The sequence below is a fragment of the Streptosporangium sp. H16 genome, from assembly GCF_051918855.1.
Classification (GTDB): Bacteria; Actinomycetota; Actinomycetes; order Streptosporangiales; family Streptosporangiaceae; genus Streptosporangium.
In genome coordinates this window covers 1-14,362 of the sequence record NZ_JBPXMD010000052.1, presented here as the reverse complement: position 1 = coordinate 14,362, position 14,362 = coordinate 1, and the positions used below count along the sequence as shown (strand labels likewise).

General features: G+C 71.1%; 16 protein-coding genes. 8 read left to right on the top strand and 8 right to left on the bottom strand.

Translation table 11 applies throughout. The features are described 5' to 3' along the window. Positions 1 to 59: 59 nt before the first annotated feature. The 3 genes from ACTOQ2_RS40770 to ACTOQ2_RS40760 all read left to right on the top strand — a co-directional run bounded on the left by ACTOQ2_RS40770 (position 60) and on the right by ACTOQ2_RS40760 (position 2,255). Positions 60 to 1,262 (top strand): ROK family transcriptional regulator, encoded by a 1,203-nt coding sequence (locus tag ACTOQ2_RS40770; RefSeq protein WP_440106909.1) that lies wholly within the window; start codon positions 60 to 62, stop codon positions 1,260 to 1,262. Between the two features lie 115 nt (positions 1,263 to 1,377). After that, positions 1,378 to 1,662: a hypothetical protein gene (locus ACTOQ2_RS40765; protein WP_440106907.1), complete on the top strand. Its 285-nt coding sequence runs from the start codon at positions 1,378 to 1,380 to the stop codon at positions 1,660 to 1,662. Then, positions 1,659 to 2,255 (top strand): DUF1349 domain-containing protein, encoded by a 597-nt coding sequence (locus ACTOQ2_RS40760; RefSeq protein ID WP_440071643.1) that lies wholly within the window; start codon positions 1,659 to 1,661, stop codon positions 2,253 to 2,255. The genes ACTOQ2_RS40765 and ACTOQ2_RS40760 overlap by 4 nt, the downstream gene beginning before the upstream one ends. A gap of 101 nt (positions 2,256 to 2,356) precedes the next feature. Here the strand turns inward: ACTOQ2_RS40760 and ACTOQ2_RS40755 are convergent, their stop codons facing one another. Then, a complete protein-coding gene (locus ACTOQ2_RS40755; RefSeq protein ID WP_440106905.1) occupies positions 2,357 to 3,082 on the bottom strand; it encodes a MarR family winged helix-turn-helix transcriptional regulator in 726 nt (241 codons plus the stop codon). 72 nt (positions 3,083 to 3,154) lie between these two features. On the opposite strand from ACTOQ2_RS40755, the gene ACTOQ2_RS40750 reads away from it, so the two are divergent. From ACTOQ2_RS40750 to ACTOQ2_RS40740, 3 genes are all read left to right on the top strand, one after another. After that, positions 3,155 to 4,324 carry a flavin-dependent oxidoreductase gene (locus tag ACTOQ2_RS40750; protein WP_440106903.1) on the top strand — a complete coding sequence of 390 codons (1,170 nt, stop codon included), beginning with the start codon at positions 3,155 to 3,157 and terminating at the stop codon, positions 4,322 to 4,324. 48 nt (positions 4,325 to 4,372) lie between these two features. Continuing rightward, on the top strand, positions 4,373 to 4,822 hold the full coding sequence (locus tag ACTOQ2_RS40745) for a DUF3237 domain-containing protein (protein WP_440106901.1): 450 nt from the start codon (positions 4,373 to 4,375) through the stop codon (positions 4,820 to 4,822). 93 nt (positions 4,823 to 4,915) lie between these two features. Continuing rightward, the gene (locus ACTOQ2_RS40740) at positions 4,916 to 6,511 is read left to right on the top strand and encodes a CocE/NonD family hydrolase (RefSeq protein WP_440106899.1); all 1,596 of its coding nucleotides are present in this window, start codon (positions 4,916 to 4,918) and stop codon (positions 6,509 to 6,511) included. Between the two features lie 124 nt (positions 6,512 to 6,635). Here ACTOQ2_RS40740 and ACTOQ2_RS40735 read toward each other — a convergent pair whose 3' ends face one another. From ACTOQ2_RS40735 to ACTOQ2_RS40715, 5 genes are all read right to left on the bottom strand, one after another. Next, the gene (locus tag ACTOQ2_RS40735) at positions 6,636 to 6,944 is read right to left on the bottom strand and encodes a MiAMP1 family antimicrobial peptide (protein WP_440106897.1); all 309 of its coding nucleotides are present in this window, start codon (positions 6,942 to 6,944) and stop codon (positions 6,636 to 6,638) included. Positions 6,945 to 7,069: 125 nt separating this feature from the next. Then, on the bottom strand, positions 7,070 to 8,290 hold the full coding sequence (locus tag ACTOQ2_RS40730; protein ID WP_440106895.1) for a cytochrome P450: 1,221 nt from the start codon (positions 8,288 to 8,290) through the stop codon (positions 7,070 to 7,072). A gap of 188 nt (positions 8,291 to 8,478) precedes the next feature. After that, positions 8,479 to 8,943, bottom strand: a complete 465-nt coding sequence (locus ACTOQ2_RS40725) for a cupin domain-containing protein (protein ID WP_440106893.1) — start codon at positions 8,941 to 8,943, stop codon at positions 8,479 to 8,481. Between the two features lie 249 nt (positions 8,944 to 9,192). Beyond that, positions 9,193 to 10,116, bottom strand: a complete 924-nt coding sequence (locus tag ACTOQ2_RS40720; RefSeq protein ID WP_440106891.1) for an NADP-dependent oxidoreductase — start codon at positions 10,114 to 10,116, stop codon at positions 9,193 to 9,195. A gap of 216 nt (positions 10,117 to 10,332) precedes the next feature. Further along, entirely contained in the window at positions 10,333 to 11,433 is a 1,101-nt protein-coding gene (locus ACTOQ2_RS40715; protein WP_440106889.1) for a hypothetical protein, read from the bottom strand. Between the two features lie 86 nt (positions 11,434 to 11,519). Here ACTOQ2_RS40715 and ACTOQ2_RS40710 point away from each other — a divergent pair, with 86 nt between their 5' ends. Then, positions 11,520 to 11,843 (top strand): hypothetical protein, encoded by a 324-nt coding sequence (locus tag ACTOQ2_RS40710; protein WP_440106887.1) that lies wholly within the window; start codon positions 11,520 to 11,522, stop codon positions 11,841 to 11,843. 460 nt (positions 11,844 to 12,303) lie between these two features. Here the strand turns inward: ACTOQ2_RS40710 and ACTOQ2_RS40705 are convergent, their stop codons facing one another. Together ACTOQ2_RS40705 and ACTOQ2_RS40700 are read right to left on the bottom strand one after the other, a co-directional pair. Then, positions 12,304 to 12,633, bottom strand: a complete 330-nt coding sequence (locus ACTOQ2_RS40705) for a DUF3140 domain-containing protein (RefSeq protein ID WP_362682783.1) — start codon at positions 12,631 to 12,633, stop codon at positions 12,304 to 12,306. Beyond that, complete coding sequence (locus ACTOQ2_RS40700; RefSeq protein ID WP_440106883.1) at positions 12,626 to 12,862, bottom strand: DUF2945 domain-containing protein; 237 nt, start codon at positions 12,860 to 12,862, stop codon at positions 12,626 to 12,628. The genes ACTOQ2_RS40705 and ACTOQ2_RS40700 overlap by 8 nt, the downstream gene beginning before the upstream one ends. 726 nt (positions 12,863 to 13,588) lie before the next feature. On the opposite strand from ACTOQ2_RS40700, the gene ACTOQ2_RS40695 reads away from it, so the two are divergent. After that, positions 13,589 to 14,362: IS5 family transposase (locus ACTOQ2_RS40695; RefSeq protein WP_440106882.1), on the top strand; the 774-nt coding region annotated here is incomplete at its 3' end.

Genomic DNA, 14,362 nt, shown 5'->3' with positions numbered 1-14,362 from the left:
ATTTGAGATGAGAAAGTAGGAAGTTTTCATTTCCTAAGTGGGTGTGATTCACTTGGCGGATGCCTCGACGTCCCGCTGCCGCGCTGGCCACCAGCGGTGAGGTGCTGCGCCTCATCCGCTCCGGTGAGGCCGTCACCCGCGCGGACATAGGGCGTGTCACGGGCCTGTCCAGACCCGCCGTCTCCCTGCGCGTCACCGAGCTGCTGGACCGGCGCCTCGTCGTGGAGGACAGCGAGGGCCCCTCCACCGGAGGCCGCCCGCCCACCCGCCTGGCCTTCAACGCCTCCGGCGGGGTCGTCCTGGTCGGCTCCCTGGGCGCGAGCCGCGCGCAGATCGCCGTCTGCGACCTCGCGGGCGAGGTGCTGGCCAGTGCCGCCCTGGCCGTGGATGTGGAGGAGGGGCCGGACGTCGTCCTGCCCCTGGTCATGCAGACCTGGAGCGAGCTGCTCGGCGACCGCCCCGCCTCCCTGGTCCGCGGGGTCGGCCTGGGGGTCCCCGCCACGGTGGAGTTCGCGGCCGGCCGCACCGAGAGCGCCCGGATCATGGCCAGCTGGACCGGAGTGGCCATCCCGCCGATCATCGCCGAGCGCTTCCCCGTCCCCGTCTTCCTCGACAACGACGTGAACGTCATCGCGATCGGCGAGCATCGCGAGATCTACGCGGGCGAGGCCGACGACCTGCTGTTCATCAAGGTCTCCACCCGGATCGGCTCCGGGGTCATCGCCGGGGGCGAGATCCTGCGGGGGGCGCTGGGCGCCGCGGGGGAGATCGGGCACATCCCGGTCCGCGACGGCGGGGGAGTCCTCTGCCGCTGCGGCAACATCGACTGCGTCGACTCCATCGCCAGCGGCACCGCGATCCTGCGCCGGCTCCGCGACCTGGGGCACGAGGTCGACACCCTGGCCGACGTGGTGAGCCTGGTCAGGGCCGGGGACGCGGAGACCATGACCGTGGTCCGCAACGCCGCCCGGATGCTCGGCGAGGTCGTCGCCAGCGCGGTCAACCTGCTCAACCCCTCGGTGGTGGTCCTCGGCGGCGACGTCGCGGAGACCTTCCAGCCGATGGTCTCGGGGGTGCGCGAGGTCATCCACCGCCGCTCGACGGCCCTGGCCACCCGCAACCTGCGCATCGAGCGCAGCCGGCTCGGCCCGAGCGCCGGGATCATCGGCTGCGCCCACATGGTCCTGGACCACATCCTGTCGCCCGAGGCCGTCGACTCCGCCGGCTGGCAGCCTCTCCGCTCCGTCCGCTCCCTCGCCTGAGCGGTTCTCGTACCTGGGCCGGTCTCGTTCCCGAACCGCTCCTTCGTCTGGCCGGTTCCGTGCCCGGCGCCGCGCTTTTCCAGACTTCGCCCCCTGAAACGCTTAAGATCGCCATATGTCCAGACCGGGACTGAGACGGGGGATCGCCGTATCCGGCGACATCGTCAGCGGGAAGGCCCTGCCCGCCCTGCCGCCTCCGGGCGAGACCGTTGCCCGTGCGCGGGGCAGGGACGCCGCGCGGGTCCCGCCGGAGAGCCCATGTCTCTCCCTCGTGGCCTACTTCGCCCGTAGCGTCAGGGGCGGGAGCGATCCGGTCTGCACCGTTCGCGACGCCGAGGTCGTCGACCGTCTCGTCACGGACGCCCACGCGTTCGCAACCCGTCTGGAGGAACATCCGTGAGCGAAACCGTCTCCCTGCCCGCCTTCCCCACGCCGCTGCGCTGGCTGAACCGGCCCGAGGACTGGAGCGCCGACGGCGACGCGCTCTCCATCGTCGCGGGAGCGGGCACCGACCTCTTCTCCGACCCCGGGGAGCCGAACCGCTACGCCAACGCCCCCGCCCTCGTCGGCCGCCTGGACGGCGACTTCACGCTCAGCGCGCGGGTCAGGCTCGACCTGCTGTCCACCTACGACGCGGCCGTGCTGCTGCTGTACGCCGACGACGACCGGTGGGCCAAGTTCTGCCTCGAGCTCTCCCCGCAGGGCAGGCCCACGATCGTCTCGGTGGTCACCCGCGGGGTGTCCGACGACTGCAACTCCGTGACCATGGACGGCCGGGACATCCGGCTGCGGATCTCCCGCATCGGCTCGGCCTTCGCCTTCCACGTCGCCGACGAGTCCGGGTTCTGGAACCTCATCAGATACTTCGCGCTCGACGGGGACCCCGAGGTCGGCTTCCTCGCGCAGAGCCCCACCGGCGAGGGCTGCACCGTGCGCTTCGAGGACATCGAGTACTCGCCCAAGCGCCTGTCCGACCTGCGCGGCGGAGAATAGCCCGCTTTCCCGCCGGTTTCCCGCCGATCTGGGCGAGCGGTGCGGCGGGAGCGCCACGAAGTGTCGGCCGGGCGACCCTACGGAGTGTCGGCCGGGCGAGTTCACGGAGTGTCGGCCGGGCGGGCGGTGAGGATGCGGGCGAGCAGACCGCTGAGATCGGCCTGCTCGCGCGGGTCCAGGGGGGAGAACCACTCCTGCTCCCTGCGGGCCTGCTCGGCGAACGCCTCGCGGACGGCGGCCTCCCCCTTGCCGGACAGCGCGACCACCACCGCGCGCCTGTCACCGGGCATCGGGCGACGCTCGACCAGGGCGTCGCGCTCCAGGGTGTTGACCACGTTCGTCACCGCCGAGCGGGACATGGCGGAGATCTCGGCGAGCCGGGCGGGCTGGGTCGGGCCGAGAATCCAGAGCTTGAACATCAGCCGGAAGCCGGGCAGCGTCCATCCGCGCGGGCGGTGGATCCGTGTCTCCAGGTCCGTCACCAGCAGGTAGGCCAGCTGCAGCAGGTTGTAGGCGAGCTCGAATCCCTCAGGGTCGGCGGGCGGCGGCATGCCGGCCAGGCGTTCCCGCGCGTACGCGGCATACCGAAGATCCGCCCTGCCCGCCGGTTCCACCCGCGGCGTCCCGCCGTCCCCTGCCTGCGTTGTCTCGCCGTCCTTGGCCCGTGGCGTCTCGCCGTCCCCGGCCTGCGGTGTCCCGCCGTTCCCGGCCACGCTCGGCTTGTCCCCGGCTGCGCTCGGCGCCGCGGCCCTTCCCCGGTCTCCGGCGCGACGGCCGGAACCCGCGCGCGCCGGCCCCTCGCCCGCGGGCTCCACTGATGGTTCCACCGCACAAGTCTTGCGTAGGAGCACCCTCACCGTGACTATTGTTATGGCCATAACAACCGGCGGGAGGCGCCCGTGGACATCGTCATCGCCGGTGGCGGTATCGGCGGCCTCGCCGCCGCGCTCAGCCTGCACGCGGCGGGCTTCGAGAACCTCACCGTCCACGAGGCCGCCCGCGAGATCCGCCCCCTGGGCGTGGGCATCAACCTGCTGCCCCATGCCGTACGGGAACTGACAGAGCTCGGCCTCGCCGACCGGCTGGCGGCGATCGGCGTCGCCACCGCCGAACTCGCCTACTTCGACCGGTACGGCTCCGCGATCTGGTCCGAGCCCCGGGGCGTCGACGCGGGATACAGGTGGCCGCAGTACTCCGTCCACCGGGGACGGCTACAGATGATGCTGCTGGACGCCGTGATCGAGCGGCTCGGCCCGCGATCGGTCGTGACCGGCAGCCGCGTCACCGGCCCGGGTGCCGAAGACCTGCTGATCGGGGCGGACGGCATCCACTCGGCGATCCGCGCGCGCCTGTTCCCCGGCGAGGGGCCCCCTCCGTGGAACGGGCTGATCCTGTGGCGCGGGACGACGTACGGCGCCCCGTTCCTGACCGGGCGGTCCATGGTCATGATCGGTGACGGTACGCAGAAGTTCGTGGCCTACCCGATCGAGACCGGCGAGCGGACACTGATCAACTGGATCGCCGAGAAGCCCTCCGGCGGCGCGGCTCCCGGCCGGGGCGACTGGAACCGGCCGGCGGACCTGGCCGAGGTCGAGGAGCACTTCTCGGACTGGCGGTTCGACTGGCTGGACGTGCCGCGGATCATCGCCGGAGCCGAGACGGCCTACGAGTATCCGATGGTGGACCGCGATCCGCTGCCGCACTGGACCGAGGGGAACGTCACGCTGCTGGGCGACGCCGCCCACGCGATGTACCCGATCGGTTCCAACGGCGCCTCCCAGGCGATAATCGACGCCCGGGTGCTGGCCCACTCCCTCGCGCACGGCGACCTGGCGGCGTACGAGGCCGTGCGGCGGCCCGCCACGACCACCCTGCAGCTGGCCAACCGGCGGATGGGCCCCGAGATCGTGATGAAACTCGCCCACGAGCGCGCCCCCGGCGGGTTCGACGACATCGAGCAGGTCATCCCCTACGCGGAGCGGGCCGAGATCGCCGCCTCCTACAAGCGCACGGCGGGGTTCGACCCGGCCTCGCTGAACGGCTCCCCCTCCTGGAGCGTCGTCCGCTGACATCCTCCCCGGGGCTGAAGCCCGGGGTCTCCACACCGGAGGCATCCGATGAACCTCGAACACCTCGCCACGTTCACCGTGAAGCTGGACCCGATCCTCGAGCTCGGCGGCACCCACTGGGGCTGGCGACGGGTGATCAACATCGTGGGCGGATCGTTCGATGGCCCGCGGTTCTCCGGCGTCGTCCTGCCCGGCGGGGCCGACTGGCAGGTCGTGCACGCCGACGGCATGGCCAGCGTCGACACCCGTTACACCCTGCGCACCCACGACGGCGCGCATCTCTATCTCTCCACCTCCGGCGTACGGCACGGCCCCGCCGAGGTCATGGCCCGCCTCGCCCGAGGCGAGCCGGTGGACCCGTCGGAGTACTACTTCCGGCTGTTCTGCCGCTTCGAGACCGGTGACGAGCGCTACCTGTGGCTCAACCGGACCCTCGCCGTGGGAAAGGCCGGCCGGCTGCCCGACGCCGTTCGCTACGACGCCTACACCCTCACGTGACCCCTCCCGAACCGGACCACCGCACTCCGGGCGCTCACGCCACGGCTCCGGCGTGACCCCCGAGGTTCGACGGACACCCCTGAGGAACTCGCGATGCCGAAGCTGAACCGCCCCCCGCTCCCCATCGTCGCCGAGCACGACACCCCGATGCCGGTGCGCGACGGCACGATCCTACGCGGCGACGTCTACCGCCCCGCCTCGGACGGGCCGTTCCCTGCCCTGCTCGTCCGCACGCCGTACGGCGAGGGCTCGTTCCCGACGGCGCCGAAGATCCCCGCGCTGGAGGCCGGCTTCGCGGTGGTGCTCCAGCACTGCCGGGGGCGCGGAAGCAGCGACGGGGAGTTCCGGCCGTGGCTGGACGAGGGCGACGACGGCTACGACACCATCGAGTGGATCACCTCCCAGCCGTGGTCGAACGGCGAGGTCGTGGCCTTCGGGGTGTCCTACCTCGCCGGATGCGCGCTTCAGGCCGCCGCGACGCGCCCGCCGGGGCTCAAGGCCGTGGTCGCCTCGATGACCCCGCACGACTTCCACGACGGGCTGAAGTACCACGGCGGGGCGTTCGCGCTCGGCTCGGCGCTGAACTGGGGTCTGCTGCAGGCGATGCTCGGGCTGACGCACGCGATGGAGGCCGGAGAGGACGTGGGCGCGGGCTTCGGCGCGCTCCTGCCCGTACTGGGCGACCAGGCCACCGCCGTGCGGACGCTGCCGCTGCGCGACATCCCCGGGGTGCCGTGGTGGAGTGACTGGATCTCGCACCCGACCCGCGACGCCTACTGGGAGGGACTGGCCGAGACCCTGCGGCACGACCGGATCGAGGTGCCCGTGATGCACGTCGCGGGCTGGTTCGACCTGTTCCTCGCCGGAACCCTGGAGAACCACCGGCGGCTGGGCGGCCCGCTGGTCATCGGCCCCTGGTCGCACGGTTCCGGCGCGACGGGCACCGGCCACCTGGACTTCGGGTTCGCTGCCTCGGCGCAGGCGGCCATGGTGCCGCAGCGGCAGCTGGACTTCCTGCGCGGCGAGGACACCGGCCCGGCCGTGAAGATCTTCGTCATGGGCGACAACGTCTGGCGGGACGAGGAGGAGTGGCCACTGTCCCGCGCGGTCGGCACCCGCTACCACCTGCACACCGGCGGCCTGCTCTCCGTCGAGCCCCCCTCGCACGCCGCGCCGTCCACCTTCACCTTCGACCCCCGCGATCCCGTGCCCACGACCGGTGGCCCTCTCCTGCTTCCCGACGTGACGAACATCGGCCCCCAGGACCAGCGCGACGTCGAGCTCCGCCCCGACGTGCTCTGCTTCACCACCGAGGCGCTCGCCTCCGATGTCGAGGTGACCGGACCCCTCTCCGTCACCCTGCACGCCGAGACCTCGGCGGTCTCCACCGACTGGACGGCCAAGCTCGTCGACGTCCACCCCGACGGCCGGGCGATGAGCGTGACCGACGGCATCGTCCGGACCTCCGTCCCTTCCGGGGTGCACGAGGTCGACCTCGTCGCCACCAGCCAGGTCTTCAAGACCGGCCACCGCATCCGCGTCGAGATCTCCAGCTCCAACTTCCCCCGCTTCGACCGCAACCCCGGCACCGGCCGGACCTCCGCCGACTCCACCGAGGCCGGCCTGGTCCTCCAGCACCAGGCCGTCTTCCCCGACTCCTACGTCACCCTCCCGATCGTCCCCCGGTGACGGCCTGTTGGACGGCCGGTACCGCTGCCGGGCCTGGCTCCACGCGATGATGGCCTGACCTGCCATGGCGAGCGCGTGACCGGAAGGCGGACGGGCTCCGGCTTCCGGTCACGCCTTCCGGGCGTCAGCACACGATGAAGATGCTCTTCCAGCCGACGGGCGTCCTCTGCTCCGCGTTGCGGTCGGACGCCAGCTCGAAGTGCGTCACCCCCTGCGCGTCGGGCTGGTTGTACATCCGGCCGCTCTGGCCGTCGCCGTACCACTTGTACGACCCGTGGAAGGGGATGTTGGACGGGCCGCACCGGTCGATGACCACCGACCGGCCGGTGAAGCCCGGCCCCTCGTAGGCCACGTACTGCGAGGCATAGGCGGCACCGCCCATGACCACGACCATGGCGGCGGAGATGACGGGGACGAGGGCGATTCGCTTCACGATGATCCTCTCGATGACCTCAGCGCTCTACTGAGAGTGGCTAAAACATTACTCTCAGTAGGCAAAGTGTGCTGCGTATGGTCTGGATCGCTCACGGAAAGTGTCACCGGCGCCCGCGGTCACCGTCACGCACGTTCGCCGGTCGTGACGCGCATGGAGACCGGCCGGAGGGTCAGGCCGTCGGTCCAGGTCACCGACTCGGGCGAGCCGGTCAGGCGGAGGCCGGGCCGCAGGGTGACCAGGGCCTTGATCGCCTCGGTGAGCTCGACCCTGGCGAGGCTGGCGGCCAGGCAGCGGTGCGGGCCGTAACCGAACGCCACGTGCGGGTTGGGGGGATGCTCGGTGAAGCGGTGGATGTCGAACCGGCCGGGATCGGGAAAGGCCCGCGGGTCGTGGTTGGCCGCGTTCAGGTTCGGCATGACGACCGTCCCCGCGCGAAGGCAGCCGCCAGGGAGTTCGGTGTCCTTGGTGATCCGGCGCATGAAGGCGCTGGCGGGCGGCCCGTCGAAGCGCAGGATCTCCTCGACGGCGGTGGCCGTCAGGGCCGGGTCCGCAACCAGTTCGGCCCACTGGCCGGGGTGCAGGAGCAGCCGGAAGACACCCCGGGCGATCATCGAGGCCGTCGTCTCGTGACCGGCCGTGATGAGGGAGAACACGGTGTTGACCAGCTCGCCCTCCGACAGCCGGTCGCCCTCGTCCCTGGCCTGGATGAGCAGGTCGATGAGGTCCCCGCCGGGCTCCGCGCGATGCTGGGCGACCAGTTCGGCGGCGTAGGCCATGAAGTCGGTGTAGCCCTCGTAGCGCGCCTGCTCGTCGGCCGCGGAGGTGGTCAGGAACATGTCCGTCCACCGGACGAACCGCTCGTAGTGATCCATCGGCACGCCGAGCATCTCGCAGATGACACGGCCCGGCAGTTGCAGCGCGTACCCCTCGACCAGATCGAAGTCGTCGCCCAGGCCGTCGAGGAGCTCTTGGGCGATCTTCGCGATGCGGGGGCGCCACGGTTCGATCTGGCGCGGGGTGAAGGTGCCGTGCATGATCCGGCGGTAGCGGGTGTGCTCCGGCGGGTCCTGGTTGATCAGCGCGTCCGGGTCGTCGTCGATGCCGATGCCGCTCACCAGCCGTGGCAACCCCGGCAGGCGCAGGTTGCGGCTGGAGGTGGGCGAGGCCAGCAGGGTGCGGACGTCCTCGTACCTGACGGCCACCGGGACGCGGTCGCCGCTGGGCATGGCCGCCGGCTCCAGCGGCCCCGACTCCTGCCTGCGGGCGAACTCCGGCGGCGGCGTGGCGAGCGGTCCCGGCACGATGTCCGGCCAGGCCCCGTCCGGATCCAGCTCAGCGGTCATGGCAACCCCTTCCGGTCCGGGGCGCCCGGGAGACGGCCCACGCGGAACGTACGAAATGCCGTGCCGCCCGTCAACAGGCGAATCGGTCCCGTTCGGGTTCGCCGGTCCCCGTACTCGCTCCCCGGCGGGACCGCGCCGTCACGCCCGGCCGTGCTCGCCCGATGCTCGCCCGATGCCCGCCCGACGCCCTACTTCGGCGGATCGTCGACCTTGATCTTGTCTCCCGTGTCGGAGATGAAGACGACGAGCAGCTTCGCCGGTCGTGTCCGGCTGGTGTTCTCCGCGAGCACATGGTGGGCGCCCGGCGGCTCGACCCAGTTCTCGCCCTGGCGGTACGTACGCACCGGCTCGCCACCGAGCCGGCTGCGCACGGCGCCCTCGAGCACGTAGGCGTAGACGAAGGCCCGGCCGTGCCGATGCGGCGCCGCGCGCGCGGCGGGCGGGAAGTCCACGATCGCCGAGGTGAACGTCTTGCCTTTCACGTTCGGAAGCGCCTGTTCCACAAGAGGCGACAGCTTGTCGGACGGCGGCTGCGAAACCACGGCGGCGACGGGCGTCTCGCCGGTCGCGCGCTCTACCGTGGGAGCGTACGCGGTGGCCGCGGCCACCATGCCGCCGACGAGAAAGCCACCGGCAATCCGTACCCGGATCATGACAGCCCTCCTGTCCTGCCTGGACCTTCGGGGCGCACGGGAATCACGAGGTGTCTCGGCCTTTGCCCGAGAGGTCCGCGTTGTCGCTTGAGTACCGTGTCCAGTATTTCGATGTCTGACACGGGCGAATTCAAGCCTTGGCGACGGTCTGCTCAAGTTCCGCTCAAGCGGAGACTCATGACTGAGCGTCAACACCGGCAAGCGGCCCCCGGCCGGTCGCGGAGCCCTCATCGCCTTGCGCGTAACCGGCTACTCGCCTTCCGCGACCCTGATGATCGTCTTGCCGGGGGTGCGCCGGGCGGGCGCGAACGCGGAGGGCGCCTCGGCGAGCGTCAGCGTGGCCCCGACGATCGGGCGGAGTCGTCCCTCCCGGACCCGTCGGACCAGGTCCGCGAGCCGGGCGCGATCGGGCTCGACGACGAAGAAGATCGCCTGCCCGTCCCGGGGCCGGACCGTGGGGGGCGAGGCGATGGTGACGAGCGTGCCGCCGGCGCGCACCAGCGCGGCCGAGCGGTCCAGGATGTCGCCGCCGATCACGTCGAGCACCACGTCGACCTGACCGGCGTCCTCAAGGGGATCGGCCCGCAGGTCCAGGAAGGCGTCGACGCCGAGACCGAGTGCCGTGTCCCTGTCGCCGGCCCTGCCGGTGCCGATCACCCGGGCTCCCGCCTCGCGCGCGAGTTGCACCGCGATGGAACCGACGCCTCCCGCGGCGCCGTGGATCAGGACGGTCTGTCCGGCGGCGAGGCGGCCGTGGTCGAACAGGCCCTGCCACGCGGTCAGCCCCGAGATCGGCAGTGCGGCGGCCACGGTGTGGCCGACGTCGGCCGGCAGCGGCGCGAGGTTGCGGGCCTCCACCGCCGTGTACTCGGCCAGCGAACCGTTGCGGGCCCAGTCGGCCAGCCCGAAGACCCGCTGGCCGACGGTGAGGCCGGTGGTTCCGTACCCCAGCTCGGCGACGACACCCGACAACTCGTGCCCGAGGACACTGGGCGTCCGGTCCCGGCCCGCGCGATCGGACCACGTTCCCGGCCAGTCGAGCTCTCCGGGGGTGAACCCGGCGGCATGCACCCGGACGACGACGTCGTTCTCGGCGGCATGGGGGTACGGCTCCTCCGTCAGGGAAAGCCCGGCCAGACCGGCGGCGCGGTCTCGGACGGTGATGGCTCGCATGCGCAGGTCCTCGCTGTCGGCGGAGATGTCGAACAGGACGAACGTACAGGGCGTCGACCGGGATCACGGGGACCGCAGGGCGTCGGAAAGGCGTATTCCCGCACATCCCTGCCTGCGTAGACGCGGCAGCCGGGCGGTTCGCGCCGGGGAAGGCGGATCAGGCGGTGTCCGTCTTTCCGCTGTCCGCCCGCCGGGACCCTCTCCGCTCCCGACCGGTCACCGCCACGGGCGGTGGACGACCTTCTTCGTGGAACGGCCGGGATAGACGACGATCAGGTGTTCCTCGGCGGGCGCTTCGGGGTCGTCCTCGTCCCATTCGAGCTCGCGGGCGTAGACGCGCATCCGGTAGCGGCCGGGGCCGTCGACGGCCAGGTTGGGCAACGGCCCGATCGCCCCGCTGTCGCCGCCCTCAGGGTACGGCGGTACGACCAGGCGGCCGCTGCGGCTGAGGAGGCCCACCTCGACCACCTTGTCCCAGCCTTTGAGCCGGAGCGGCGGGGCGGTGCCGAACGCCTTGACCGTGAGGCACATCGCCTCGTTCTCGCCATAGGTGGTGATGGCGGCGCTGCTGCCGGCGGCGTCGATGAACCCGTCGTCGATGGCCGCGAAGACGTCACCGGCCGGGCCCTCGACGCTGTCCCGGTCGTCGGAGATGTAGTAGCCGCCTCCTTCGAAGAGCAGGTACGCGGCCGTGCCCTGCCTCCTGGCCCGCGGCTTCGGCCAGGGGTCGGCGCACCGGGCGTTCATCTCGGCTTTCCACGCGGCCAGTTCCCGCTCCTGCTCGGCCTCCTCGCGTGCCTGTTCGCGGGCCTGGTCCGCCCGTTGCCGGGCGATGACACCGGGGCACAGGAACTCCAGGGCGTCGCCGAGCTCGTCCGTGGTCGCCGACCCGCCCGCTCGCCGGAGCAGCGCCTGCCGCTCCTCGGCGCCGGGCACCGCGCACAGTTCCTCGCCATGGGCCAGGATGCGCCGTTCCGGCAGGTTCCCGGGGAACATCGCCGTCCCCGCGTGGCCGTCGTCCCTGGCGAGGCAGAGGAACGACCGGCGCCGGTCCTGCGGCCGGGTGTCGGCGTAGGACCGGATCCGCTCGCGGCAGCCCTCGTCCAGGCCGGTGAAACCGAACCGGGCGCCTTCCTCGGCGCCGACCACGACGAGCGGCAGCACGAGCGCGACGGTGACGAGCAGCCGCGGCTCGCGGCGGGTGGCGGACCGGGAGGTGGTTTCGGTGGCGGGCACGCCCGCGGGCCCGGCGAGCTCGTGCGCGGTGCGCGCCAGCCACACCGTGGTGAACACGCCGAGCGCGTTCACCACGAGCAACGAGCCGTCGAACAGCAGTCAACGGCTTTCGAAGACGAGGCCGAGCACCGGGGAAGGCCAGCGAGGCGGCGAGGGCGATCCTCCCGATGTTGATCGTGGCGCCGCTCCACCGGCCGTCGCGACGCTGCCCGATGAGGGTCATCGCCGTCCAGCCGAGGTTCGCCAGTGACCACAGGCTGAACACCCGGAAACCGGGGCTGTCGAGGAGGAACAGCAGTGCCGGGGTCAGCGTGCCGATCAGGCCGAGCGCGAGGGTGATCGCCCGGAACCGGGCCGAGACCCCGGAGACGACCCGCGCCAGCAGGATCAGCGTGGCGACCCACAGGGCCAGGCTCGCGACGTACTCCACGGTGTTGGACAGCTCTTCGACGAGTTCCCAGAGCACCAGGTCGCCGGCGACGCCCGCGTAGAGCAGGCGCCGGAGCCAGACCACGCCGCGCGGCGACCCCTCGGCGCGCGGCAGCGCGGGACCGCGCAGTACCTGCCACAGTGCCCACGCGTTGAGCCCGCAGATCCCGGCGAGCAGGGGGGCCACCCAGGCTCCCTGGATGAGGCGTGCCCAGGTCGTGGCCGTCGCGGCCACCGACAGCGCCGACACCTCGCCGGACACGACGGCGAGCACCGCGGAGACGGCCACGACGGCCAGGTAGAGGGCGACGACGGCGGCGGCCGCGCGCCCGAAGCGGTATCGGCCGACGGCGGCCCGGATTCGAGTGACGATGCGGATGATCTTAGCGACGTACCCGAGATGACCGTCACGTCGTGTTGTCCACCCACGCGCTCAACCGCCACCCCACCGGAGTCGGCCGCGGACTGGCCGGCATGCCGCTCGTGATGGCCGGCACGGCCTTCGAAGCCGGGACACACCGCTCACCTGAGCGGGTCGTGCCCCCAGTTCATGAGGGAGTATCGCCACGGGGTCTCCTTGACGTCCCCGGACGGACGCTGCGTCAGGTGGCGGCGGACGTAGCCGGTCACCTTGCGCATGTGGGCGTAGTCGTCCTCGTCCAGGTCGTCTTTCCGCTTCCGCAGGATCTCGGCGATCCGGCGGCCGGACCGGTGACCTGTCGACTCTTCGCCGCCCGACTTGTCCCCCACGCGCTTGGACTCCTCGGTCTCCAGCCAGCGTTCCAGCTCCGCGGCCGTCATGTTGACCGCCTGGCCGAAGTCCGCGGCGATCCGCTCGCTGTCCTCAGTCATGGCGGTCTTTCTTGCGCAGTGCCGACGGCTTGTGCACGGCGGTCTTGCCGCTCTTGTCGCTGCGCACGAGGTACTGCGGATCGTCGGCCGAGGCGTCCACGGTACGTCCCGCCTCCTCGGTCCGCTTCGTGATCTTCTTCTCGACCTTGCCCGAGGTCGTCGAGCCGTGCCTCTCCCACGTGACGTCGTCGCCCACCTCGGGTTCGTCCTGCTTGCGCTTGTCGGTCATGGCCTCCCCATACCCCGTACCCCTCCGGAACTCGTCGTGCCGGCCCTGAACTGGTGCTTCGCTGGATCGGATCGCCCCAACGATCGATGGGGGCGGGGTGGCCGAGGGCTCGTCTTTGGCCGGTGGTTACTCGCCGATTGCCGCCTTGGCCCGGTGTCGGCCTTCAACGGGACGCGGTCGGGGACGACCGGGGGCGGTGGACGCAGACCGCTGATTCCCCGATTTCCGGGTGCTACCCGGTGCCCCTCCGGAGGGAGGAGTGGATGGGGTGCCCTTACCGGACGGGTTCGCACCTTCACGCCAGGGGTTGGTCCGCTTCGGTTGAGAAGCCCTGCCCGCCCGCTTCGAAACCATGGTCCACACCGCCACGATCAACCTCATGACCCGCCGCCTCACCCGCGAAAAACCCAAACCGGAGAGGCGCTCAAAATCACAACCAGACAGAACTTACGGGATCAAACGCTCACTCAGTGAGCGTTTGGATCATAAGTAGGGTGTTTTGTGCTTGTTTCCGCAAACAGCGGGAGGCGTGCGGGGTGGAACGTCTGGGGAACCTGGTGTTCGTGGTGGCGCGTGGGGTGGATGCGACAGCGATCTGCGGCCTTTCTCCTGTCTGGTTCCACAATGACCTGAGGTGAACTCTTTGTGCTGGCGGCGGCGCTGCAGTTCGCTGTCGTGACCTGCGGGCCTCTGGGCTCGACGGCCTGTGGGCGGTAGGCCATTTCCATGGCTGTACCTCCCCCTTATCCCAGCGATCTGTCCGATGCCCGCTGGCAGCTGATCGAACCCGTCCTGACCGCCTGGCGCACTCGCCGTCAGGCCGGTGCGCCGGGCTTCGGACGGCCTGCCGAGCGCGATCTGCGCACCGTCATGAACGCGATCGTGTACGTGGACCGCACCGGCATCCCTTGGCGCTACCTGCCGCATGACTACCCGCCTTGGGCCACCGTGTACTGGTACTTCGCCGCCTGGCGCGACGAAGAGGTGTTCACCGAGCTAAACGGGTTGCTGCGCCGCCTGGTGCGCCAGGCCGAAGGCCGCAACCTCGAGGCGTCGGCGTGCGTGATCGACGCCCAAAGCGTCAAAACCTCCGCCAACGTCCCCGTCGCCGGCCAGGGCACGGACGCGGCCAAGAAGATCGTCGGCCGCAAACGCAGCATCGCGGTCGACACGCTCGGTCTGCTGCTCGCCGTCTTGGTCACCGCCGCCAGCGTGCAGGACTCGGCCGCCGGTATCTCTCTGCTCGACCAGCTCGCCACCGGCCATCCCACCGTCAGCAAGGCCTGGATCGATGGCGGCTACCATCGCGCACACTTCATCGACCATGCCGCCACCCTCGGCATCGACGCCCAAGTCGTACCCCGAGATCCCGCCACCCGCGGGTTCACCGTCCTGCCTCACCGATGGGTCGTCGAGCGCACCCTGTGCGCCGCGAGGCGCTCTGTTGCATCCCCGGCTGAGCCGGGAGGAACTTGGAGGGAGGTTTCTGGGTCGAATGGC